19 protein-coding genes, 1 pseudogene and 1 riboswitch are annotated in these 24,147 nt (G+C 43.0%); of the genes and pseudogenes, 17 read left to right on the top strand and 3 right to left on the bottom strand.

Annotation, left to right across the window (positions count from 1 at the left end; translation table 11 throughout):
- The 6 genes from RHS_RS20640 to nadA all read left to right on the top strand — a co-directional run.
- Window positions 1–1,670, top strand: a 1,670-nt coding sequence (locus RHS_RS20640; RefSeq protein ID WP_047834231.1) for a transketolase, incomplete at its 5' end; no start/stop codon positions are given.
- Between the two features lie 27 nt (window positions 1,671–1,697).
- The gene (locus RHS_RS20635; RefSeq protein WP_047834230.1) at window positions 1,698–2,744 is read left to right on the top strand and encodes a zinc-binding dehydrogenase; all 1,047 of its coding nucleotides are present in this window, start codon (window positions 1,698–1,700) and stop codon (window positions 2,742–2,744) included.
- 12 nt (window positions 2,745–2,756) lie between these two features.
- A complete protein-coding gene (locus RHS_RS20630; RefSeq protein ID WP_027293122.1) occupies window positions 2,757–4,268 on the top strand; it encodes an L-fuculokinase in 1,512 nt (503 codons plus the stop codon).
- 22 nt (window positions 4,269–4,290) lie between these two features.
- Window positions 4,291–5,412: a uroporphyrinogen decarboxylase family protein gene (locus RHS_RS20625; protein WP_395023129.1), complete on the top strand. Its 1,122-nt coding sequence runs from the start codon at window positions 4,291–4,293 to the stop codon at window positions 5,410–5,412.
- A gap of 15 nt (window positions 5,413–5,427) precedes the next feature.
- The gene (locus tag RHS_RS20620) at window positions 5,428–6,564 is read left to right on the top strand and encodes a Gfo/Idh/MocA family protein (protein ID WP_044289230.1); all 1,137 of its coding nucleotides are present in this window, start codon (window positions 5,428–5,430) and stop codon (window positions 6,562–6,564) included.
- A 342-nt stretch (window positions 6,565–6,906) separates the two neighbouring features.
- Window positions 6,907–7,806, top strand: a complete 900-nt coding sequence (gene nadA, locus RHS_RS20615) for a quinolinate synthase NadA (protein ID WP_027293125.1) — start codon at window positions 6,907–6,909, stop codon at window positions 7,804–7,806.
- 161 nt (window positions 7,807–7,967) lie between these two features.
- On the opposite strand, the gene RHS_RS20610 is transcribed toward nadA, so the two are convergent.
- Both RHS_RS20610 and typA read right to left on the bottom strand, forming a co-directional pair.
- A complete protein-coding gene (locus tag RHS_RS20610; protein WP_047834228.1) occupies window positions 7,968–8,789 on the bottom strand; it encodes a hypothetical protein in 822 nt (273 codons plus the stop codon).
- Window positions 8,790–8,811: 22 nt separating this feature from the next.
- Window positions 8,812–10,632 (bottom strand): translational GTPase TypA, encoded by a 1,821-nt coding sequence (typA, locus tag RHS_RS20605; RefSeq protein ID WP_027293127.1) that lies wholly within the window; start codon window positions 10,630–10,632, stop codon window positions 8,812–8,814.
- A gap of 236 nt (window positions 10,633–10,868) precedes the next feature.
- On the opposite strand from typA, the gene RHS_RS20600 reads away from it, so the two are divergent.
- The 9 genes from RHS_RS20600 (at window position 10,869) to RHS_RS20560 (ending at window position 21,303) form a co-directional block, all read left to right on the top strand.
- The gene (locus tag RHS_RS20600; RefSeq protein ID WP_027293128.1) at window positions 10,869–11,495 is read left to right on the top strand and encodes a single-stranded DNA-binding protein; all 627 of its coding nucleotides are present in this window, start codon (window positions 10,869–10,871) and stop codon (window positions 11,493–11,495) included.
- Between the two features lie 98 nt (window positions 11,496–11,593).
- Window positions 11,594–12,097: a cob(I)yrinic acid a,c-diamide adenosyltransferase gene (locus tag RHS_RS20595; RefSeq protein WP_027293129.1), complete on the top strand. Its 504-nt coding sequence runs from the start codon at window positions 11,594–11,596 to the stop codon at window positions 12,095–12,097.
- Window positions 12,098–12,136: 39 nt separating this feature from the next.
- A riboswitch (Lysine riboswitch) is annotated at window positions 12,137–12,315 on the top strand.
- A 69-nt stretch (window positions 12,316–12,384) separates the two neighbouring features.
- Window positions 12,385–13,275 (top strand): 4-hydroxy-tetrahydrodipicolinate synthase, encoded by an 891-nt coding sequence (gene dapA / locus RHS_RS20590; protein ID WP_027293130.1) that lies wholly within the window; start codon window positions 12,385–12,387, stop codon window positions 13,273–13,275.
- Window positions 13,276–13,294: 19 nt separating this feature from the next.
- Window positions 13,295–14,056 carry a 4-hydroxy-tetrahydrodipicolinate reductase gene (gene dapB / locus RHS_RS20585; protein WP_027293131.1) on the top strand — a complete coding sequence of 254 codons (762 nt, stop codon included), beginning with the start codon at window positions 13,295–13,297 and terminating at the stop codon, window positions 14,054–14,056.
- Between the two features lie 146 nt (window positions 14,057–14,202).
- Window positions 14,203–16,146 carry a fructose-bisphosphatase class III gene (locus tag RHS_RS20580; RefSeq protein ID WP_044289816.1) on the top strand — a complete coding sequence of 648 codons (1,944 nt, stop codon included), beginning with the start codon at window positions 14,203–14,205 and terminating at the stop codon, window positions 16,144–16,146.
- A 249-nt stretch (window positions 16,147–16,395) separates the two neighbouring features.
- A complete protein-coding gene (locus tag RHS_RS20575) occupies window positions 16,396–17,727 on the top strand; it encodes an extracellular solute-binding protein (RefSeq protein ID WP_047834227.1) in 1,332 nt (443 codons plus the stop codon).
- A gap of 82 nt (window positions 17,728–17,809) precedes the next feature.
- Complete coding sequence (locus RHS_RS20570) at window positions 17,810–18,697, top strand: carbohydrate ABC transporter permease (RefSeq protein WP_027293134.1); 888 nt, start codon at window positions 17,810–17,812, stop codon at window positions 18,695–18,697.
- A complete protein-coding gene (locus RHS_RS20565; protein WP_047834226.1) occupies window positions 18,697–19,542 on the top strand; it encodes a sugar ABC transporter permease in 846 nt (281 codons plus the stop codon). The genes RHS_RS20570 and RHS_RS20565 overlap by 1 nt, the downstream gene beginning before the upstream one ends.
- 9 nt (window positions 19,543–19,551) lie before the next feature.
- Window positions 19,552–21,303: a glycoside hydrolase family 13 protein gene (locus RHS_RS20560; protein ID WP_395023125.1), complete on the top strand. Its 1,752-nt coding sequence runs from the start codon at window positions 19,552–19,554 to the stop codon at window positions 21,301–21,303.
- On the opposite strand, the gene RHS_RS20555 is transcribed toward RHS_RS20560, so the two are convergent.
- A complete protein-coding gene (locus RHS_RS20555; RefSeq protein ID WP_047834225.1) occupies window positions 21,275–21,784 on the bottom strand; it encodes an alpha-amylase family glycosyl hydrolase in 510 nt (169 codons plus the stop codon). The two genes, RHS_RS20560 and RHS_RS20555, sit on opposite strands and share 29 nt — an antisense overlap.
- 212 nt (window positions 21,785–21,996) lie before the next feature.
- Between RHS_RS20555 and RHS_RS20550 the strand changes: the two genes are divergently transcribed.
- Together RHS_RS20550 and RHS_RS20545 are read left to right on the top strand one after the other, a co-directional pair.
- A complete protein-coding gene (locus RHS_RS20550) occupies window positions 21,997–23,022 on the top strand; it encodes a LacI family DNA-binding transcriptional regulator (RefSeq protein ID WP_047834224.1) in 1,026 nt (341 codons plus the stop codon).
- 119 nt (window positions 23,023–23,141) lie between these two features.
- Window positions 23,142–24,147: pseudogene (locus RHS_RS20545) on the top strand (carbon monoxide dehydrogenase); the annotation flags it as partial.

The following is a 24,147-nucleotide window of genomic DNA, read 5'->3' as shown; positions in this document are numbered from 1 at the left end:
CAGCAATTTATGCGACACTTGGCAGATTGGGATTTTGTAATATTCAACAAGCAGTGCAGGAGTTCCGGCAGAAAGGCAGTGTGTTTGAAGGTCATCCCGGACTGCAGGTGCCGGGTGTTGAATGGTGCAGCGGCAGTCTTGGGCAAGGCCTTTCCGTGGGCAGCGGCTTTGCGCTGGCAGCAAAGCTGAAACAGGAAAAGCACCATGTTTTCGTGATAATGGGAGATGGTGAGCAGGGAAAAGGTCAGCTGCAGGAGGCCAGAGAATTTGCGGTAAAATATCATCTGGATAATCTGACTGCAGTCATTGACTGTAATGGACTTCAGGCCAGCGGGGATATAAAACGGATTATGCCACAGCAGCTGCAAGAAAAATATGAATCAGCTGGATGGAAAGTGATTCTGACGGATGGACATAACTATCAGCAGCTGTATCGTGCATTGCGCAAGGCACACCAGTGTAAAGAAGGACCAACAGTAATCCTGGCGGAAACAGTTATGGGAAAAGGTATTCCCATGATAGAAAATGATTATCATTTCCATGGAAAGATACTGACTGCTTCACAATGCAGGGCGGTATTGGGGCAGCTGGAGCTTGCAAAAGCAGCAGAGGAGGATGTGCAAAGGGATGAAGTAAAGAGGCAGATACCTACGGCCGCATGCAGCCCAGAGGAAAAAATGAAAACGGGCAAGCCGATTGTATATGAAAAGGACTGTTCTACTGATTGTCGGAGTGCTTTTGGAAATGCATTATGTGATTTGGCAAAATCCAATGAAGATGTCCTGGTTGCGGCCATAGATTGCGATCTTGCTGAATCAGTAAAAGTGGCATCCTTTGGAAAGGAATTCCCAGAACGTTTAATTGAATGTGGAATTCAGGAGCACAATGCCGCAACGGTTGCGGCGGCATTGTCAAAATGTGGAATATTAACATTTTTTGCTGACTTTGGTGCCTTTGGAATTGATGAGACCTATGGACAGCATCGAATGAGTGATATCAACCATTCCTCTGTGAAATTAATCTGCACCCATAACGGGTTGGATGTGGGAGAGGACGGGAAAACCCATCAATGCATTGACTATATCAGCCTGATATCCAACTTATTGGGATTTCAATTACTGATACCGGCGGATTCCAATCAGACGGATCGCATGATACGGTATGCAGCCGCAGCACCTGGAAATATATGTGTTGTTATGGGGCGTTCCAAGGTGCCGGTGCTTACGGATGCGGCAGGAGATCTGCTGTATCATGAGAATTACCGATATCGGTATGGGGTCTATGACTGGATTCGGGAGGGCAGAGACGGTGTCATTATCACTTGCGGGAACATGACTCATAAAGCGGTTAAGGTGACGGATATTCTCAGGCAGCGGAATCTGGAACTAGGTGTTCTTAACTGCACAAGTCCTCTGGAGATAGATGAGGAAGCAGTCAGACAGGCAGCGGATACGGGGATGATTGTGACATACGAGGATCATAATGTGCGTTCCGGGATCGGAACGATTATCGGGTCCTATCTGGCAGAGAAGGGATTACATTGCCGGTTTGCAAAAAAGGGTGTTTCAGTCTATGGGGCATCTGCATCACCGGAGTGGCTGTATCAGCGGCAGAAGCTGGATGAGCAGAGTGTCGCAGAATTCATAGTACAGCTTTATCAAACAAAATAACGAGGATAGAGACCAGGAGGAATCAATATGAAAGAACAAATGCTGCGAGCCACACTGGTGGGGCCGAAAAAAATTGTTTTAGACAGGACGGAGGTACCGTCTCCGGCCAAGGGAGAGGTACTGATAAAGGTGTGCCGGGTAGGTGTCTGCGGCTCAGATTCCACCATTTACTTTGGGAGACACCCCTATGTGACGTTTCCGGTTATTATGGGACATGAGTTTTCGGGAGAAGTGGAGGCGCTGGGAGAAGAGGTTGACAAGCCTGCAATCGGCACCAGGGTAACCGTGATTCCACATCTTGTCTGCGGAATCTGCAAGGCTTGTGAGAGCCAAAACTATAATTTGTGTGAAAGCCTGCGGTGCACGGGGGCGGAGGCGGACGGCGCGCATGTGCAGTATATCTGTATGCCCCAGGAAATGGTAATCCCAATTCCGGATACTATGACCATGGATGACGGCGCAATGGTGGAGCCGGCCTGTGTTGCTTATCATGGTGCCAAAAGAGGGGAAATCCAGAACACAGATACCGTTTTAATCATCGGTGCGGGACCCATTGGTATTTTTTGTATGGAAAGCTGTAAGGCTTTGGGGGCGAAAAAGGTAGTCATCGCTGATAGGGATGGAGAAAGACTGTGTCTGGCTGAAAAGCTGGGTGCCGATGGAACCATTGATGTGTCTGTGGAAAAGCTGGAGGATGGATTGACCCGGATTCTGGGTGGAGCCAGGGAGGTCGACGTATTCTATGACTGTGTTGGTGAAAAGGGGAAGGTATTAGACCAGATTCTGCAGATTGCAGGCAGGGGGACCCGTATCGTTATTATCGGAGTTCTGCAGAATGGGTATGACATTCCGCACCTGCCCGATTTCGTCCAGCATGAGCTGCGGCTGTCTGGTACTACCATGTACACGCCTCAGGATTATAAAGAGATGATTCAGCTAATGGGAGAAGGAACTATCAAAATAGATGGAATGATTTCGCATTATTTCACCCTGGATCAGATCAAAGAGGTTTTTGAAATGATAGAAAATCGTGAAGAAAAATTTTTTAAAATTATGATCAAGGTCAACGAATAGGGGGTAAGCGATTTGAGTTTACTGGGAATCGATATTGGCTCTGGCAGCTGTAAGGGAGTTGCCTTTGATTATAACGGGAGCATATTGGCAAGCGCAAATTACGCATACGCCACCTATAGTCCCGGTCCTGAAATGGTTGAGATTGAACCGGAGATTTTCTGGACAGCAGTTGTAACAATTATTCGCCAGATAGCGGAACAGACCTGCGGAAATCCTGTTGAGGCGCTGGCAGTCAGCTCACATGGGGAGACCTATATTCCGGTGGGCCAGGATGGAAAAGCCGTTGGCCCAGGGGTGATGAACTCCGATAATCGTGCGACGGAACAGTCCGAGTGGTGGGATAATACCGTTGGAAAACAAAAAATATATGAGATTACCGGTGTTCCGTTGCACCCCATGTTCGCTTTAAATAAAATTATGTGGCTAAAAAAGCACAGGCCCGATCAGTTTGAAAAGACTCAGCGTTTTCTCAGTGTAGAGGAATTTATCCTTGGAAAATTAGGACTTTACCCGGTTATTGATTTTTCACTGGCCACTAGAACCATGGCATTTGATATCCGACGCCAGAGATGGTCGGAGGATATTCTTGCAGCGGCCGGTTTGCCGGAGAGAAAATTAGGGAGCTTACAGCCAGCAGGAACAGTGGCGGGAAAATTGACTCCTGCCGTATGCCATATGCTCAGCCTGCCGGAGGGAGTGACCGTGGCGGTGGGGGGGCATGACCAGCCCTGCGGTGCGTTGGGGGCGGGGGCAATCAACCCGGGAGAGGTGTCTGATTCCGCGGGAACCTACGAGTGTATCACTGCTGTTTCAGAACGTCCTGCTAATACCTTAGCGTCTCTGGAATGCAGCCTGAACTCCTATTGCCATGTAGTGCCGAATCGCTATGTTACCCTGGCGTTTTTTCCCGCCGGCCTGTCGGTTAGATGGTTTGTAGAGCAATTTTGTACGGAAGAGGTACGTATTGCAAAGGAGCTGGGAATCAGTCTGTATGATATCTTGAATGAAAAGGTGGAAAGCATGTGCAGCGGGCCTACCGGTGTGTGCATGACCCCGCATATGGTTGGATCCTGTAATCCTCACTGGGATGTCAGGGCCACAGGGGTAATCGCGGGGGTAGTCCCGGGCATTACAAAATATCATATGTACAAGGCTATCTTTGAAGGCATTGCATTTGAGATGGCCGAAAACATATCTATTTTAGAAAAGGCTATCGGAGATTTTGAAGGTATGGCCGTTAGCGGAGGTAATGCATCCTCTGCTTTTACAGTTCAGCTTCGTGCGGATATAACCAACAAGCGGATGGTTACCCTGAAAAATAAGGAGGCTGTTTGCCTGGGGTCAGCTTTGCTGGCTGGTGTTGCAACTGGAGTGTATACAGGGTATGACGAGGCCGTGAAGATGGCAGTGACGGTGGGAGATGCGTTTATTCCTGATTCGGCAGAGCAGGAACGCTACCAGAAACAATACCGGAAGTATAGGCAGTTGTATCCGGCACTGGAGGGATTTCGTGGTATTGTATGAGGAAAGAAAGGACGGAGTCAAGATGAATTCTCGAGAAAGAGTGATCAGGACGCTGAATCACCAGGAGGCGGATAAGGTGCCGGTAGATTTTGGAGGCACAGTGGTCACCTGCACTGATTATCATGCCCACAAAAGGCTGAGGGAATACTATCACATGGAGGATGAAGAAGATCCTATCATTGATTATTCCATGGGAACGGTGGAACCATGTCAGGAACTTAAGATAAGATTTGAATCAGATTTTCGGAGAGTGGGACTTAATGTAGGGGTTCCCCATATTGTGGATGGTATTTTCGAAAATGGGTTTGGAAACCGCCTGAAGCGTGCAGATCCACATTTATATTATGATACCATCTATCACCCGCTAAAGGATGCGGTGATTGAGGATTTAGACAACATGAAAATGCCCAATCCGGATGATCCAGATCTGTATATCGGGCTGCGGGACAGGGCCAGGGAACTATATGAAAACAGTCCCTATGCGGTGGTGGCCGATTTTGGGGTACCGGGCTTCTATGAAACCTCCCAGAAGCTGAGAGGCTATGAAAATATCAGCTGTGATTTACTGATTGACCAGGATTTTGTGCGGGCACTGTATGACCGGTTGTTTGAATTACAGAAACGATATTTTAAAAACTATTTGGATCAGGTAGGAAAATACGTTCAGGTGATTGGCTATGCAGATGATTTGGGAATGCAGGATCGCCCGCAGATGTCACCAGAGATATACAGGACCGTGGTGAAGCCCTATCATAAAAAGATATTTCTGTTTATCCATGAACAGGCCGATGTAAAAATTCTGCTGCATAGCTGTGGAGATATTTTCCCTCTGATTGAAGACCTGATTGATGCAGGGGTAGATATTTTGAATCCCGTTCAGGTAAGAGCCAGAGAAATGGAACCGGATGCACTGAAAAAGACCTTCGGTGACCGTGTCTGCTTTTGGGGAGGCATTGATGAGCAATGTATTTTGCCCTTTGGCACTCAGGAGGAGATTGAGGCCGAAGTGGAGCGGATGATTCGGATTATGGGTCAGGGAGGCGGCTATGTGTTGGGGCCCGGACATAATATTCAGGAAGATACCAGGCCAGAAAGTATTGCTGCACTGTACCGGGCAGCCAAAAAATACAGAGATTACAAATAGAAAGGAAGTATCAGAATGAAAGAGATTAGAGTAGGTATTGTTGGATTTGGATTTATGGGAAAAACACATACTTATGGATATAAGACGATTCCATTGTATTATGGTAATCTTCCCTATAAAATTAAGCTGGTTGGAGTTTGCGATGCGGTAAAATCGGTAGCGGAGCAAGCGAAGGATAGTTTAGGATTTAAATTTGCCACCGATAATCCGGATGATATTTTTAATTGCAGTGAGATTGATGTGGTAGATATTTGTACGCCCAACATTTATCATAAGGAAGGGGTAATGAATGCGCTGAAAGCAGGAAAGCATGTTTACTGCGATAAGCCCCTGGCTACCAGTTTCGAGGAGACAAAGGATATCATCACTCAGCTGGAGGAGAGTAAGCGCATAGGGCAGGTGGCATTGCAATACCGCTTTTTACCTGCAACGCTGCGTGCTAAGGAGCTGCTGGAAGAGGGAAGGCTTGGGAAAATCATGTCCTTTCGAGCATGTTATCTCCATTCCGGGTCTGTTGACCGGGATAAGCCAATCGGCTGGAAGCAGGATAAGAAGTTTGGTGGTGGTGGGGTTTTATTTGATCTTGGCTCACATATTCTTGATGTGATGTACTTTTTGCTGGGGAAATATATCTCAATTATGGCGGATACCAGAATTGTTTATCCACAACGCCCGGATAAGAATGGAAACATGGTTGATATTGAAGCGGATGATGTTGCACTGATGTTGGTTCGAATGAAAGAGGGGGGCATCGGTACCATTGAGGCATCCAAGGTAGCCACCGGTGCCAATGATGAACTGCGATTTGAAATTCATGGAGAAAAGGGTTCTCTGCGCTTTAATCTCATGGATCCCAACTGGTTGGAGTTCTATGATAACGCGGCTTCAGATCAGCCCTTTGGTGGCCTGAAGGGATATACGAAAATCGAGTGTGTACAGCGGTTTGAAAGCGTAGGCGGAACCTTCCCGGGACCCAAATTTTCCATCGGGTGGATTCGCTCCCATGTGCACAGCCTATACAGCTTTTTGAACTGTATAAATGAAGATAAAGCGCCTAGCCCGTCCTTTCAGGAGGGTGCATATATACAATATGTTATGGAGCAGGCTTATGAGTCGGACCGATTAAAAAAATGGATTGACCTGCAGGATTGAAGGGAAAGGAATCCATGATAACAGCCTACTCCGTAGAGAATTACCTGTGGTGTCAAGGGATATTATGTCGAAATAGTTTTGACCGATACCTCAGATAGATGCATTTTTTTCAAATGTTATATTATTCTGGAAGTTCTGTTTGATAAAGGACAGAGCTTCTTTTATGTAGAAGTGGAAAGGCTCTTGGTGACCATAACTTTATAACTTTAATCTTGAAAACCCCCAATATCTATTGACAAATAAAGGTAATATAAATATAATTCCTATAAGAACAATATATATTGTATGATATAGTATATGATATGATTAAAACTGATTGCAGACAGCAAGAAAGGATTCAAAATGACAGAAGAAATAGAGAAGTTAAAGAAAGAGAAAGATACCGTAATACTCGCCCACTACTATGTGGATGGAAAGGTGCAGGAGATTGCTGACTATGTAGGAGATTCTTTCTACCTGAGCAAGCTAGCAACTACAGTTAAACAAAAGAATATTCTTTTTTGCGGCGTAACTTTTATGGGAGAAAGCGCAAAGCTGTTGAATCCGGAGAAAAGAGTAGTGATGGCGGATATTTATGCGGACTGTCCTATGGCGCATATGGTCGATGTGAAAGCAATTGAAGAAGTCAGAGAGAAACATCCTGATGCAGCGGTAGTCTGTTATGTAAATTCATCAGCAAAAATAAAAGCGCATTCAGACGTATGCGTGACCTCTTCCAATGCTGTTGACCTTGTGAGAGCGCTGCCTCAGAAAGAGATCTTTTTTATTCCCGATAATAATTTAGGTCGTTATGCTGCATCACAGATTCCAGAGAAGCAGTTTATTTTTCACGATGGATTCTGTCATGTACATAAAAGTATCACCAGGGAAAATGTCCAGCGGGCAAAGGAACTGCACCCAAATGCATTGGTTCTGGCACATCCGGAATGCAGTATGGATGTGCTGCAGTTGGCAGATTTTGTGGGAAGTACAGCCCAGATTATTGACTATGTAGACAAGAGCGGTAAGGATGTTTTTATTATCTGCACGGAGATTGGAATCTTTTATGAGCTTCAGCAGCAAAATCCGGATAAGAAATTTTATTCCGTTGGGCATCGCCAGTTTTGTCCCAATATGAAGAAGATCAGTCTGGATAAAGTTCTATATCAATTGCAAAATATGGATAACAGTGTAGAATTAGATGAATCGATTATGGAGCTGGCCAGAAGGCCGCTGGAAAAAATGCTGTTGCTAGGAAAATGAAAATAGGTAAAAAAATAGGTAAAAGTAAATAGGTAAAAGAAAATCGAGAAAAGAACATAGACAAAAGAACATAGACAAAAGAACATTAGCAAAAGATATACAATTAAATAACATAATAAAAAAGGAGAGATTAAATCCCTCCTTTTTTGATGTATTCAGAATCAGCCGTTAGGGCTCAAATTCATATATTTTAAAATACGGTTAAACCATTGCTGGGTCACATACTGATTAGGATGTTGGTCAGCAGTCGCACCGGCTTTACCAGGTTTCTTATGATAAAGCTTTTTTGAATATTCATAAAATTTCTCATACTTAATATTTGGCAGCGCCTGTTTCGATAAAATCCGTCTTAATTCTTTGTTGAATGCCCTGGATTTGCGGTTTACTTTGCTCTTTTTAATACCGGGCGCATAAGCAGATTTGGATATAACATAGAAGTTATAGGATGGATATCTGCGGGCCAGCGACAGGTAATAATCTGCATATACCTGAGCCTGCTTACGAATTTGAGATCGTTTCCTGGCTTTGCGGATATCGTTCCCTTCAATGATCAGTGCGACAGAATAGTGTACGTTCTGTGGTTTATCACTGTCAAGAAGCTTCCTCAAATATGCCCCTCCCTGTGGATGGGTACTGTCATAAGAAGTGGAAAAACAGGAGAACCTGGATAAAATTGTCTGTCGTTCAGACGGCGAAAGAAACCATAGTATTCCAGATCCTGACTTCGTAATAAAAAATAAATCTTTTCCTTTTTCCCATTTTCCATAGTTTATATTCTGAGGTCTTTTGGTATCTCCGTCATTTCTGGAACCTTCCATCAGGGCAGTTCCGGAAGCACCTGTGAATATAACCTTTTCTGTTTTCTTCGAGTGTTTTTTCATTCCATTTGCAGCTGATGCAAACGCGGTTGTCTGAGCGGCATAAAGTCCTGTTATTAAAAACAGGAAACAGATAATGATCAGAAAAGATTTGTTTTTTACCATATATTATGTCCCTTCTAAAGATTTATTTTCTGGCAGATCTCTTTCTCATTGTAGGATCCAGTATTTTCTTACGAATCCTGAGACTTTCCGGTGTGATCTCTAAAAGCTCATCCGTGTCAATAAATTCCAGAGCCTGTTCCAGACTTAATACTCTTGGAGTAGTCAGTTTCAGGGAATCATCTGATCCGGAAGCTCGGGTATTGGTCAAATGCTTGCTCTTGCAGACATTTAATTCAATATCTTCTGCTTTTCCGTTCTGTCCGATAACCATACCAGCATATACTTTTTCACCGGCACCAATAAACAAGGTACCGCGTTCCTGTGCACTGAAAAGACCATAAGCTACAGACTCACCGGATTCAAAAGCAATTAAGGAACCCTGTTTGCGGTACTGGATATCACCTTTATAAGGACCATATCCATCGTAAGTGGTATTCAGAATACCATTACCCTTGGTATCTGTTAAGAATTCTCCACGATAACCAATCAGGCCTCTGGCCGGGATTGAGAATTCCAGACGGGAATAACCGCCCCCTGCAATACTCATGCCCTGTAATTCACCTTTACGAAGGCTTAATTTCTGAATAACGGTTCCGGAGAACTCTTCCGGTACATCCACATAGGCAAGCTCCATTGGCTCTAATAATTTGCCGCGTTCATCTTTTTGATAGAGTACTTCGGCTTTACTTACTGCAAATTCGTATCCTTCACGGCGCATATTTTCGATCAGTACCGATAAATGCAGCTCGCCTCGTCCGGAAACTTTATATGCTTCTGTAGTTTCTGTTTCTTCAACGCGAAGGCTGACATCCGTATTTAATTCACGGAACAGTCTGTCGCGGAGATGTCTGGAGGTTACGTATTTTCCTTCCTTGCCAGCAAGAGGGCTGTCATTTACCATGAAATGCATGGCAATGGTGGGCTCTGAAATCTTCTGGAATGGAATAGCGTCCACATCTTCCTGTGCACAAAGGGTATCTCCGATATGAAGGTCAGCGATTCCGGAAATAGCAACAATAGATCCGATCGTTGCAGACTGAACTTCCACTTTGCTAAGTCCGTCAAATTCATATAATTTACTGATTTTCACTTTTTTTTGTTTTTCAGGCTCATGATGGTTGACCAAAACAACTTCTTGGTTTACCTTTATAGTACCACGGTCTACTTTACCTACACCAATACGGCCTACATATTCATTGTAGTCGATGGTACTGATTAAAACCTGGGTAGGAGCCTCCGGATCACCTTCCGGAGCAGGGATGTAGTCTAAAATTGTTTCAAATAAAGGAGTCATATCCTTTGCTTCATCCGTCATATCCAGAACGGCATGGCCTGCTTTTGCAGAAGCGTAGACAAATGGGCAGTCTAACTGCTCGTCGGAAGCATCGAGATCCATAAACAGCTCCAGGATTTCATCGATAACTTCATTTGGTCTGGCCTCCGGACGGTCGATCTTATTGATACAGACAATAACCGGAAGATTTAATTCAAGGGCTTTGCGAAGAACAAATTTTGTCTGTGGCATAGAACCCTCAAAAGCGTCAACAACGAGAACAACACCATTTACCATTTTTAATACACGCTCTACTTCGCCGCCAAAGTCGGCATGTCCTGGTGTATCGATGATGTTGATTTTTGTACCTTTGTAATAAACAGCTGTATTCTTGGATAAAATCGTAATGCCGCGTTCACGCTCAATGTCGTTGGAATCCATGACACGCTCTGCGACTTCCTGATTGGCGCGGAATACACCACTTTGTTTTAATAGCTCATCAACTAATGTGGTCTTACCATGGTCAACGTGGGCGATGATGGCAATGTTACGAATATCTTCTCTTTTCATAAAATGATTTTCCTTCTTTCCATATAATGAACAAAATATAACTCATACAGTTTATCATATTTTTCCCAGATTACAAGGGGTTTTGTCGATTTTAAGGGACATTCATTCATAATTCTAAAAAAAATAATGAAATTTTAAAAATTTGTGGTTCTAAAAGTGATTTTCGCCGAATAGATATATTAATATACAAAATACGAAAAGAGATACTTCGTAAGAAGAAGGGAGAACTATTATTCATGACAGATAAGATTATTGAAAACAATCAGGTATCCATTATTGGAGAAATTGCATCAGGCTTTACTTTTAGCCACGAGGTTTTTGGGGAGGGATTCTACATGTTAGATGTGCTGGTTAAGCGACTCAGCGATTCCCTGGACAGAATACCAGTGATGATTTCAGAGAGACTGATTGACGTGACACAGGATTACCAGGGAGAATACATACAGATCACGGGGCAGTTCCGCTCCTACAACAGACATGAAGAAAAAAAGAACAGGCTGGTGTTGTCCGTATTTGCCAGAGAGGTCACTTTCGTTGAAGAAGAAAATGACAAGGTGAAGACAAATCAGATATTCCTGGATGGCTTTATCTGTAAGCCTCCGGTATATCGTAAGACTCCGCTTGGAAGAGAAATTTCCGATATGCTGGTTGCAGTCAACCGTCCATATGGCAAATCGGATTACATTCCCTGCATTTGCTGGGGAAGAAATGCAAGGTTTACTTCCGGTTTCTCCGTAGGTGGACATGTGCAGGTATGGGGACGAATACAAAGCAGAGAGTACATGAAAAAACTGGAGGGAGATATTACTGAAAAAAGAATTGCTTATGAAGTGTCAGTAAGCAAGTTGGAATATATGGAATAAGTATTGCATTCTTTATTTAACTGTAGTAAAATAATAAAACTGATGATGTAGTTTGGTATATGGCGGTTTAACCACCAGTCAGTTAAGAGAGGTGCGCTATGGATAAAGGTTCAGTACATATATTTTGTGGTGAAGGCAAGGGTAAAACGACTGCAGCTATCGGTCAGGGGATCCGCGCTGCCAGCCAGGGCAAATCTGTGATTGTCATTCAGTTTCTGAAAGGCAGGATGGTCGAAGAGATCAGTTTCCTGCAGCGCCTGGAACCGGAGATTAAGTTATTCCGGTTTGAAAAATCAGATGAATCCTTCGATAGTCTGAGTGCAGAAGAAAAGGAAGAAGAGGCACAGAATATTCGCAATGGAATGAATTTTGCAAAAAAGGTTCTGGTAACAGAGGGGTGCGAAGTCCTGATCTTAGATGAAGTACTGGGACTGATTGAACATGGAATTGTGACAATTGATGATATCCGCACTTTAATTGAAGCGAAGGATGATGAGACAGAGCTTATAATGACCGGGATCTGCAACGGACAGGAACTCTGGGACTGTGTCGATGAAGTGACACAGATGTCGACGATTCATAAAATCGAAAACAATTGTTGACAAGGATTTTTAATGATGCTATAGTTAGATTAACTGAATAGGTTTGATAGAGGTCGCGTGTTTCATCAGTATAGAATTGGATATGTTCAGGCATAGATGAAGATTTTAGAAAGGGAAAGACGCCGAAAGGTGCGGTACCTGTAGCCGTATTCTTGGGCATGTGGCGAAAAGCTATATGACTGTCATCATAATTTTTATGATGGGGAGCTATCCAAAAGAATTTTTTTACGTAATCTTTAGGGGCAGGCTCTTTAGCCTGTCCTTATTTTTTTAAGGAGGAAAAGCACATGGCAATATTTACAGGCGCAGGTGTGGCAATTGTTACACCGATGAAAGAAAATGGAGACGTTAACTTTGAAAAATTAGGAGAGATTCTGGAAGATCAGATCGCAAATGGAACAGATGCAATTGTTATCTGCGGTACGACCGGTGAATCTGCTACTTTGACTCATGAGGAACATTTAGAAACAATTAAATATACCATTGATAAAGTAGCAAAAAGAATTCCAGTAGTAGCGGGTACAGGGTCAAACAGCACAGATACAGCGGTGTATTTATCTGTAGAAGCAGAGAAGTACGGAGCTGACGGTCTTCTTCTGGTATCACCATATTATAATAAAGCAACGCAAAAGGGATTGATCAAACATTATACAACAATTGCAAATGCAGTTAAGATTCCGATTATTTTATACAATGTGCCAAGCCGTACCGGATGCAATATTTTACCGGAAACTGTGGCTGAACTTGTTAGCAACGTGGAAAATATCGTTGGTATCAAAGAAGCTACCGGGAATATCTCCCAGATTGCTAAGCTGATGCAGCTTACGGATGGTAAAATTGATTTATATTCCGGAAATGACGATCAGGTAGTTCCGCTCTTGTCATTAGGCGGTAAGGGAGTTATTTCCGTATTATCAAACATTGCTCCACAGCAGACACATGACATGGTGGAAAAGTTCCTTCAGGGTGATATTGAAGGCAGCCGTAAGATCCAGCTGGATGCACTGCCATTGATCAATGCACTGTTTAGCGAAGTTAATCCTATTCCTGTTAAAAAGGCTATGAATCTGATGGGTATGGAAGTCGGACCTCTTCGCGGACCGTTAACTGAGATGGAAGATGCAAATGCAGAAAAACTTGCAAAAGAAATGGTGGATTTCGGATTAAAGCTGTCATAAGCACAATAAGGAGTAACGTATGATAAAGATAATTATGCATGGCTGTAATGGAAAAATGGGCCAGGTGATCAGCCAGATTGTAAATGAAGATCCCAATGCTCAGATTGCAGCTGGGATTGATATTGTAGATAACAGGGATAATGGATATCCGGTTTTTACCAATATCCGTGAATGTGATGTGCAGGCGGATGTTGTAATAGATTTTGCATCAGCCAAGGCTGAGGATGCACTTTTAGATTTCTGTATGGAACGCAATCTTCCGGTGGTTGTCTGTACGACAGGTCTTTCAGAAGAACAGATTGCAAGGGTGAAAGAAACCAGTAAAGTGGTAGCAGTTTTAAAATCTGCAAACATGTCTCTGGGGGTGAATACTCTCTTGAAATTGCTGCAGGATGCTGCAAAGGTATTGGCACCGGCGGGATTCGATATGGAAATTGTGGAGAAACATCATAAACATAAAGTAGATGCTCCCAGCGGAACGGCACTTGCCATGGCTGACAGTATGAATGAAGCTTTGGGAAATCAGTATACCTACAAATTCGACAGAAGCCAGGAACGTAAAGAGCGTGATGCCAAAGAAATTGGTATCTCAGCTGTACGTGGCGGCAATATAGTGGGCGAACATGAGGTGTTTTTTGCCGGCACAGATGAAGTGATCGAGTTCAAGCATACGGCATATTCCAAAGCAATATTCGCTAAAGGAGCCGTGGAAGCAGCTAAATTTTTAGCGGGCAGAGAAGCAGGATTCTATGATATGAGCGATGTAATTGCAGCAAAATAATAAAGGCGTTGTTAGTCAAAGACCCCGTAGCAGGCTGCGGGGTCTTCTACCCTCACGCAGCGGATAAGTCAGGATTGTCTGTCCTTGGAACGTTGCCGGGGGATTAAAGGAGCAAGGGGGATATTTTTGTGGAACAGGATTATGAAATGAGATATTTAAAAAGTCTTGCTAAGCTCTATCCTACGATAGCAGCAGCTTCAACAGAAATTATTAACCTCCAGTCCATTTTGAACCTGCCAAAGGGGACGGAACATTTTTTGACAGATATTCATGGAGAATATGAACAGTTTCTTCATGTGCTGAAAAATGGTTCCGGGTCTGTCCGCAGGAAAATTGATGAAGAATTTGGAAATACTTTAAGTAGCCGGGATAAAAAAAGCCTGGCTACTTTAATTTATTATCCAAAGCTCAAATTGGAACTGGTGGAGAAGACGGAAGATAATCTGGAAGACTGGTATAAGATTACGCTGCACAGGCTGATACAGATCTGTAAACGGGTGGCATCCAAATATACCAGGTCGAAGGTGCGTAAGGCATTGCCCAAAGATTTTTCGTATGTAATTGAAGAGCTGATTACAGAAAAGGAAGAGGTTCAGGATAAAGAAGCGTATTATAATTCTATTTTGAATACGATTATCCGAATCGGCAGTGCCAAGGAAATGATCATTGCCCTGAGTAACCTGATTCAGCGGCTGGTTATCGACCATATACATATTGTCGGAGACATATTTGACAGGGGACCGGGTCCGCATATTATCATGGACAGGCTTATGACTTATCATTCTGTGGATATCCAGTGGGGAAATCACGATGTTGTGTGGATGGGGGCTGCGGCTGGGCATAAAGCCAGTATCGCAAATGTCATCCGTATTGCGGCTCGCTATGGTAATCTGGATATGCTGGAAGAAGGGTATGGGATCAATCTGATTCCCCTTGCGAACTTTGCGATGAACACTTACGGGAATGACAAGTGCAGCTGCTTTAAGATTAATTATGATAAGGAAGAATATAATACCAAGGATCTGGAATGGGACTGCAGAATGCAGAAGGCAATTGCTATCATTCAGTTTAAACTGGAAAGCCAGGTTATCATGCGCCGTCCGGAATTTGAGATGGAAGACAGGCTTTTACTGGATAAGATTGATTATGAAGCAGGTACGATTCAACTGGAAGGTAAGGTTTATCCTTTATCTGATACGAATTTCCCAACGGTAGACCCTAAGAATCCTTATGAACTCTCGGCAGCGGAACAAGAAGTTATGGATCGGCTTCAATCTGCTTTTATGAAATGTGAAAAGCTGCAGAAGCATGTGCGGTTTTTATTTTCTCATGGAAGTTTATATAAAATTTTTAATTCCAATCTTTTATATCATGGATGTATGCCCTTGAATGAAGACGGAAGCTTTAAAAAGGTAAAGGTTTTTGGAACGGAATACAGTGGAAAAGCACTTTATGATATTCTGGAAATTTACGCCAGAAAAGGTTATTATTCGGTACTGGATAAAGAGGAACGGGAAAAGGGGCAGGATATCCTATGGTATATCTGGAGCAACGGAAACTCCCCTGTTTTTGGAAAAGATAAAATGACTACATTTGAACGTTATCTGATCAAAGATAAAGAAACCCATCATGAAGAAAAAAATCCATATTACCGATATATTGAAAAAGAAGAGACGGTAAACCGTATTCTGGAAGAGTTCGGGCTGGATATTACGCAGTCGCATATTATTAACGGGCATATGCCGGTTCAGCTTTCAAAGGGAGAAACACCGGTTAAATGCAATGGCAAGCTGTTGATTATCGATGGCGGATTTTCCAAGGCGTACCAGAAAGTGACGGGCATTGCAGGTTATACCCTGGTTTACAATTCCTATGGTCTGCGTCTGGTAGCACATGATCCCTTTACTTCGATGGAAGATGCTATTGCAAAAGAGACGGATATCCATTCTGAAAGTATGGTTGTAGAACAGGTGATGCGCCGCAGGCTGGTTGCGGATACCGATATCGGAAAAGAACTGCAGCACACCATTAAGGAATTGGAAAGCCTGTTGTCAGCATACCGGCATGGGATTATCAACGAGAAGATTTAGCAGTAAAAAATGGGGCTTCGCTTTTATGCGCAAGTCCCATTTTTGTTATAGTTTTATTTTTATGTTTTTGAATAGGAACTGTAAAATATATTTTGGGAGTAAAACGCTTTCTCTATTTTATCTGTGATTTTGTACAGAAAATATTGATAGATAATCAATATTATGATAAAAATAACATATAAAAACAGAGTAAATGAGTTAATTCAACTGGAAACTAATGAAAACAGTTTCCTAAAAAGGAGGAAAAACATGAAAAAAGGGTTAAGTGTATTTTTATGTGCTGCTATGGTAACAGGAACATTGGCTGGATGCAGTTCAGTCAGCAGTAATACGAGTGAACAGCAAAAAGAAAATACGGAGAATACGCAGAATACGGAGAATAAGGAGAATAAGGAGAATAAGGAGAATACAAAGGACACGCAAAATACAAAGGTTACGGAAAAAATGGAATCTGCCAGTGTGAAAATCTGGCATGACGGTGATGAGGCTATCATGAAGACAATTCAGGATACAGTCAATAAAACCCTGGAGAAGAATAAGATAAGTGTGACATTTGAAAAGAAAACAGGATTGACAGATCAGATAAAGCTGTATGGCAATGATGCTGAAAATGGACCGGATATGTATTTATATGCCCATGACTCCCTGGGTACCTTTGTTGAGATGGGGGTCCTGGCTCCAATTACCGATGTGATCGGCAAAGAGGAACTGGAGAATCTACTGCCAATGACAGTAGAGGCCGGTGTGTATAAAGAAAAGCAGTATCTGCTGCCAGTGTATTTTGAAACACTGCTGTTCATGTACAATAAAGATCTGTGGCAGGGGGATATTCCGGATACTGCGGATGGTATCTATGACTATATGAAGGCAAATACAGATACCGCAAACGGTACTTATGCATTAGTGAACCAGCATTCTACCGCATATAATGTATCTCCGTTCATCAATGGTTTCGGCGGGTATATTATCAATGAAAAAGGGGAACCAGGATTAAATGTCAAAGAGACAAAAGAAGCAATTACCTATAATAAAAAGTTCGCGGAGCTGGAGGCAAATGGAGATTATAATACGGTGACGACACTTTTCAATGATAAAAAAGCGGCAGCGATTATCGGCGGACCCTGGCTGGTTTCCGGTATCAAAGATGCAGGAATTAATCTGGGTATCAAGTCTCTGTCGGATATCAAACTGCCAAATGGAAAAGCGCTGGCACCTTATGCCGGAATTCAGGGAGTAGGTGTGATGGAACATGCGGTAAAGGATAAGAAGGATGTGATCGGAAAAGTCTTAACGGCAATGCTGGATGTGAATCTGGGCATCGCCTTGGCTAAGGATTCAAACTGTGCGCCTGCCAATGAAAAAGCTTATGATGATCCTGACGTAGCAGGAAACGAAATGATTACAGCAATGAAAAAAACCGCTCAGACGGCACAGCCAATGCCGAATATTCCGGAAATGAGTGTTATGTGGGGACCTGCGGAGTCTCTGCTGGCAGCTGTGAATAAGTCTGGTGAAGATGTAGACCAGGCAGCAGATAAATACCAAAAAGAAGCGGAGTCCGCTATTTCCGATATGAAATAAATGCAGAGTGGGCAGTGATGTCCACTCTCTTATATTAGAGAGCTTGCCGAAAATGTATAGGTTGGTGGAAAAGGAGTCAGAGATGAATAAAAAAAGAAAATTACTGCCGTGGCTTTATTGTACACCGGCAGTAATCTTAATCGGAGCCATTGTCGTCTTTCCAATTTTATATACCGGATATATATCCCTAACGGATATGAATCTTTATCATTGGTTTGATTTTAAAGTTATCGGCTTAAAAAATTATGAGCGGGCATTGTTAAAAATTGATTCCGGATTTTTGTCTGCTCTTTTTACAACTATTATCTGGACTGTTATGAATATGGTAATACAGGTTGGGGTGGCTTATCTGATCGCCTTAGGATTAAATGTTAAGGGATTAAAGTTAAGCAGATTCTATAAAACCCTTTTGATGTTCCCATGGGCAATGCCTGCATATGTATCCATTCTTTTGTGGCGGGTGGGAATGTTTAATACGGAGTTCGGGTTGTTTAATAAGGTACTTGCAGCACTGGGGATGCCAAAAGCTGAGTTCCTTTCTCAAAATGTTCCGGCATTTTTGTCTAGTATGGTTCTGAACCTGTGGATGGCACTGCCGTTTATGATTATGATGATTGACGGGGCACTGCAGAGTATCGACCAGAGCTATTATGAAAGTGCAAAGTTAGATGGGGCAGGGCCGTTGAAACGCAATATTTATATAACGATTCCGGCATTAAAGCCAATTATGGCGCCGGCTGTCATTATGACCACCTTTACCACTTTTAAGCAGTTTGATATTATCTATCTGCTGACAAAGCAAAAAGGTTCCCTATCCGGTGCAACGCTGGATACTATTATTACCTATGCCCATGAAAATGCTTTTGTCTCCAATAATTACGGCCTTTCTTCCGCCGTATCAATCATTATATTCGGGTTTATTATTCTGTTTTCGTTTTTTACAAATCGTGGGTTAAAGGAGGAAGTGTGATGAGCAGACGTAAAATGAAAAATATTCTTGGCTTATCCATATTAAATCTCGTATTTATAATTTTGTGTTTAACCGGGCTTGTTCCAATCCTGTATGCGCTGTCGCTTTCCTTTAGCAATGGGTCTGCGGCACTTTCTTCCGGACAGTTTTTTATCCCGCAGGAGTTTACATGGGAAAACTACCATTCCATACTGGTTGATGAGCCGTTTCTTCTGTGGCTGAAAAATTCTGTTGTCCTGAGTGTGGGAACCATGATATTTGCCATGGGGACGGCGGTAACAGCATCCTATTCTTTTTCACGTTTCCGCTATAAAGGAAGAAAACAGATCCTACGGCTGCTTTTACTGCTGAATGCTTTCCCGCAGATTCTTTCGATGTTTGCAATTTTCCGTCTGTTTAAGACATTCCATCTTCTGAATTCCAATATCGGTCTTGTAATAATCTATGCAGGATCCATGAGTATATTTGCGATTTGGAATATGAAAGGGTATTTTGACACGATACCGGTGGAGATTGAAGAGGCATCAAAGATTGATGGCGCCAGTAATTTTCAGTTACTGTACCGGATTGTGCTGCCACTTGCAAGACCCGCAATTATTGTGACTGCGGTAATGGTTTTGATTTTTGTTTGGAATGAATATCTTTTTGCTACCACATTTATGATGAATGCGGATCATTATACCCTGGCAGGAGGACTGTATCAGCTGCAGTCAGGTGATTACAGCAGAAGCTGGCCTTTGTTTTCGGCAGCAGCAATTCTGGTATCTGTTCCGATCTTAGTAGTTTTCTTCTGTATACAAAAATATATGATATCCGGATTGACAGCCGGAGGAGTGAAAGGTTAGGTGGTTCAAATGGAGAAAAGTGCAATATTACATATTCCCCAGTCACAATATGCATTTGTGAGAAGCGGGAACGTTTTAACAATAAGGCTGCGCTCAAAGGCAGGGGACTTAACAGAATGTTCCTTTTACTATGCCGACCGGGCAGATATGCATACCCCGGTAAAGTTTACATATCTGCCTATGAGAAATGTTCTTAGGGATGCCCTTCATGATTATTATGAAGTGACCTTTGAAAGCCCTTATCAGAGGGTTTGTTATTATTTTAAATTAGAAAAAGAAACGGAATGGACCTATTACTATGGGGAGGGATTTACCAGGGAGTTAGCAGATCTGGAGATCGGAGACCAGATCGTGGAGGGACGCAGTGAGTATTTTCAATATCCATTTATGCTGCGTCAGGAGGAACAGCAGATTCCGGAATGGTTTCGAAATGCCGTGGTTTATAATATATTTCCCGACAGTTTTGCGAATGAAAAAGAGAATTTAGAAATCCAAAGCCGGGAGATCCTTACGGAAAGCGGTAACAGAAGTAAAAACCGCCTTGGAGGTACGATCAGAGGAATTCTGTGGAACCTGGATTATATACAGGAGATGGGTTTTAACTGCATTTATCTGAATCCTGTTTTTGCGGCGGGAGAGTATCATAAATATGATATCTGGGACTATTATCATGTAGATCCCTGTCTGGGTACGGACGAAGACTTTGGCTGTCTTGCCGACGAGGTGCACAGACGAGGTATGCATTTGATAATAGATGGAGTATTCAATCACTGCAGCTGGCATTTTTTTGCATTTGAGGATGTGGTGCAGAAAGGGGAAAAGTCCATTTATAAGGATTGGTTTTACGAGTTAGAATTTCCGGTTGTACGCCCGTTAGATGATGAAATCCCATCTTATGCCTGCTTTGCTTATGAGAAAAAAATGCCGAAGCTCAATACGGCAAATAAGGAAGTGCAGCAGTATTTTGCCGAGGTAAGCCGCTATTGGATTGAAAAATATCATATTGACGGGTGGAGGCTGGATGTGGCAAATGAGGTGTCTAAAGAATTCTGGCGATTTTTCAGACAGACGGCAAGAGAAATAAATCCGGACATTGTCCTGATCGGTGAAGTGTGGGAAAATGCCCGGGTCTGGCTACAAGGTGACATGTTTGATTCCGTTATGAATTATGAATTCCGGGGGCTTTGCCGTGACTTTTTTGCATTGGGGAAGACGGATGCAGATACCTTTGCTTCTTCTATGGGAAAAATGTATTTCCGATATCCGGACAATGTATCCGGCTGCCAGCTGAATCTGCTGGACAGTCATGATGTACCGCGTTTCCTTTCACTGTGCGGAGGTGATCTGAGGAAATGGAAGCTGGCATTTCTGGTATTGGCATTCTATCCCGGAATACCAAGTTTATTTTATGGGGATGAAAAAGGAATAGAGGGAATACGGGAGTTTGCATACCGGAGTCCCATGAAATGGGAGGAAGGGGATGAGACAGCTGCTTTTGTAAAAGAAGTGCTGCAGATCAGGAAGAAGTTTATTAAAAGCAGTATGAAGGCAAGATTATATGTTTCAGAGAACCATGCGAATCTGCTGATATTAGAGCGGAGTGGTGAAAATGAAGCAGTGGAGATACGGATGAATACCGGAAGGGATTTATTCCTGGAAGAACAGGAAGAGTTGACGGATTTGTACGGTGAAGGGAATATAAAGGGAGGCATTGGGGCCTTCGGATTTATGATTAGTCACCGGAAGGGAACTCCTGATTAACAAGTTTCAAAACGGCAGCGTTGTGGTTAACGCTATTACTTGCCTCCGGATCTTCGGTACCAAAATACCGGCTTGCCCTGTTGGGATCATATACATTGTAGCCGTGATAAGCGGTCGGCCACTGTTTGCCGGAAGCATCCGGTACTCCCCAGAGCTGTGGGTCCGAAACGGGAGAGATCCAGATGGCAGTGTAGCCCATGTCTTTTATGTAGGGGATTTTGTCTATAATACCCTGCCAGTCACCACCATGCATATACCGGAAATCATCCTGGCTGTTTTCGGTATAGCGAAAAGCCTCTCCGGCTGCATTATTACCGGAATCCCCGTCATAGAACCGGTCTACCATAATCTGATAGATGGATTCGCCCCTGAGGGATGTGGCTGCAAAGGCATTTGCGGGCAGTAATGTGACTGAGAGTAAAAGGATGCTCAAAAAACAAAACAGGTAACGACGCAGCTTTTTCATTTTACTTAATTTCATACTCTTCCTCCTTTTTTGGGAAAACGATTTACTGGATTTGTTACAGCGGATAAAACAAATTGCTTAATAAAATCTTACATATCATGATATATATGTGAAATTATACTATAAACTTTGCAATGATCAATACAAATTAAGGCAAAATGATTGAATAAATTAGGAAAGCGCTTTATCATATAGATAATTATATAAAATAAGCACAGGAGGTGCATATGAAAATAACAATAAAAGATGTGGCAAGAGAGGCGGGAGTATCCATTTCAACAGTTTCCAAAGTAATCAATGACGCTCCCACTATTTCAGATGCCACGAAAATCCGTGTGAAGGAGATCATGGAAGAACTGCATTACCAGCCGAATTCCCAGGCAAGTAATTTTGCCAGGCAAAAAACGAACAATATTATATTTTTGACAAAGCTGGAGCCGCGCATTGCTTTTTCCAATCCCCATATGTTCGAAATTATGTGCGGGGTACAGACCATACTTGGAGCGAAGTCCTATAATATGAGTTTTACAGGAGCGAGGAGCAAAGAAGAGGCACTTTCAATTGCAAAGGATGCCATTGCCAGAAAACGTGCAGACGGAATTGTAGTCCATGGGTCCGCCACATCGAAGGAACTGGCTGAATTGCTTGTAAATGAAGCATTTCCCCATATACTGATCGGAAAACCCAGATTTCGAAGCCCTGTGTGCTGGATTGATATCAATAACTGTATCTCAGGGGAAATGGCGGCAACGCACCTGGCGGAGTATGGATATACCAGGATTGCCTTTGTGGGGGGAAGAAAAGAAGATGAGATATCCACAGACAGGCTGCTGGGCTTTACTTCGGCAATGAGGGAAAATGGGCTCAGCGTGCCGGAGCATTTTATCAAACATGGAACCTACACCAAGGAAAGCGGCTATCAGCTTACAATGGAATTATTAGATGCACCTGACAAGCCGGAAGCGATTATCTGCGAAAACGATAAGATTGCTTACGGTGTAATGCAGGCTCTGGATGAGCGGAAATTCCGGGTACCCGGGCAGATGTCCGTCATCTCCTTTGATGACTTTCCGCTATCGCATATGATTGAGCCGCCTATGACGGTGGTGGACATTGATGTTTACGATATGGGAATTCAGGCAGGAAGGCTTCTGCTGCAAAAAATCAGGCATCCGCTTCTCCAGGTCCAGTATTATACCACCCTTCCGAAACTGGTTGTCAGGGAAACAACATGCAGAAAAAAGACATTTTGAAAATTTGATAAAAATTTATCAATACCCTCTTCACAAATAGAAAATTTCATGTTATAGTATCAATAACAGTTATTGATATCAAATGAGTTTATAAGCATACATTAAAGGAGGATATTTTCATGTCAAATTGTAGTTCATGTTTCAGCTGCAACACCTGCAAAAGTGCAGACAAACCTTTGGAGGCTTTTATTAAGACATTACCCATGGAGACATCTCATCACAGAGTGGAATCCCAGTCTACAAAATGTGGATTTGGACTGCAGGGTGTCTGTTGCCGTCTCTGTGCTAACGGACCATGCAGAATTACCCCGAAAGCTCCAAGAGGTATCTGCGGAGCAGATGCAGATACCATTGTTACCAGGAATTTTTTAAGAGCAGTGGCAGCCGGAAGCGGATGTTATATTCATGTTGTGGAAAATACGGCTCTGAACCTTAAGAATACGGCACTTGCAAAGGGTAAGATCCGTTCGGAAGCGTCACTTCGGAATCTGGCTGAAGTACTTGGCATTGAAGGTGAAGATGTTTATGATCTGGCAGTAAAGGTTGCAGATGCTGTTCTGGCTGACCTCTACAAACCGGAATATGTGCAGATGGAATTGATTGAGAAACTGGCTTACGGCAAACGCCTGGATGCCTGGAAAGCACTTGGAATTATGCCGGGCGGATCCAAGTCAGAAGTATTCTCAGGTGTAGTAAAATGTTCCACAAACCTGAATTCAGATCCAATGGATATGCTGGTTCACTGCCTGAAACTGGGGGTTTCTACCGGTGTATACGGACTGATGCTTACAAATTTGTTAAATGATATCCTGTTAGGTGAACCGGAGATACGATTTGCACCGGTTGGACTTAACGTGATTGATACTGATTATATCAATATTATGATTACCGGACACCAGCACTCCATGTTTACATATATCCAGGATCGTCTGATTGAAGAGGACGTAGTGGCGAAAGCGAAAGCTGTGGGTGCAAAAGGATTTAAACTGGTTGGATGTACCTGTGTAGGCCAGGATCTTCAGCTTCGCGGTGCACATTATACGGAGATTTTTGACGGTCATGCAGGTAACAACTATACAAGTGAAGCAATTCTGGCTACCGGAGGCATTGATGCGGTTCTTTCAG

The sequence above is a fragment of the Robinsoniella sp. RHS genome, from assembly GCF_001029355.1.
Classification (GTDB): Bacteria; Bacillota; Clostridia; order Lachnospirales; family Lachnospiraceae; genus Robinsoniella; species Robinsoniella peoriensis.
Note: the sequence above shows the minus strand (reverse complement) of the source record. Positions and strands in the feature narration are given on the sequence as shown.

Coding starts and splice junctions, on each gene's coding strand:
- RHS_RS20565 (WP_047834226.1), top strand. CDS start 18,697: ATGAGCAGACGTAAAATGAAAAATATTCTTGGCTTATCCATATTAAAT.
- RHS_RS20625 (WP_395023129.1), top strand. CDS start 4,291: ATGAATTCTCGAGAAAGAGTGATCAGGACGCTGAATCACCAGGAGGCG.
- RHS_RS20595 (WP_027293129.1), top strand. CDS start 11,594: ATGGATAAAGGTTCAGTACATATATTTTGTGGTGAAGGCAAGGGTAAA.
- typA (WP_027293127.1), bottom strand. CDS start 10,632: ATGAAAAGAGAAGATATTCGTAACATTGCCATCATCGCCCACGTTGAC.
- RHS_RS20580 (WP_044289816.1), top strand. CDS start 14,203: ATGAGATATTTAAAAAGTCTTGCTAAGCTCTATCCTACGATAGCAGCA.
- RHS_RS20560 (WP_395023125.1), top strand. CDS start 19,552: ATGGAGAAAAGTGCAATATTACATATTCCCCAGTCACAATATGCATTT.
- RHS_RS20575 (WP_047834227.1), top strand. CDS start 16,396: ATGAAAAAAGGGTTAAGTGTATTTTTATGTGCTGCTATGGTAACAGGA.
- RHS_RS20610 (WP_047834228.1), bottom strand. CDS start 8,789: ATGGTAAAAAACAAATCTTTTCTGATCATTATCTGTTTCCTGTTTTTA.
- RHS_RS20600 (WP_027293128.1), top strand. CDS start 10,869: ATGACAGATAAGATTATTGAAAACAATCAGGTATCCATTATTGGAGAA.
- RHS_RS20635 (WP_047834230.1), top strand. CDS start 1,698: ATGAAAGAACAAATGCTGCGAGCCACACTGGTGGGGCCGAAAAAAATT.
- RHS_RS20620 (WP_044289230.1), top strand. CDS start 5,428: ATGAAAGAGATTAGAGTAGGTATTGTTGGATTTGGATTTATGGGAAAA.
- RHS_RS20570 (WP_027293134.1), top strand. CDS start 17,810: ATGAATAAAAAAAGAAAATTACTGCCGTGGCTTTATTGTACACCGGCA.
- RHS_RS20550 (WP_047834224.1), top strand. CDS start 21,997: ATGAAAATAACAATAAAAGATGTGGCAAGAGAGGCGGGAGTATCCATT.
- dapA (WP_027293130.1), top strand. CDS start 12,385: ATGGCAATATTTACAGGCGCAGGTGTGGCAATTGTTACACCGATGAAA.
- RHS_RS20555 (WP_047834225.1), bottom strand. CDS start 21,784: ATGAAATTAAGTAAAATGAAAAAGCTGCGTCGTTACCTGTTTTGTTTT.
- nadA (WP_027293125.1), top strand. CDS start 6,907: ATGACAGAAGAAATAGAGAAGTTAAAGAAAGAGAAAGATACCGTAATA.
- dapB (WP_027293131.1), top strand. CDS start 13,295: ATGATAAAGATAATTATGCATGGCTGTAATGGAAAAATGGGCCAGGTG.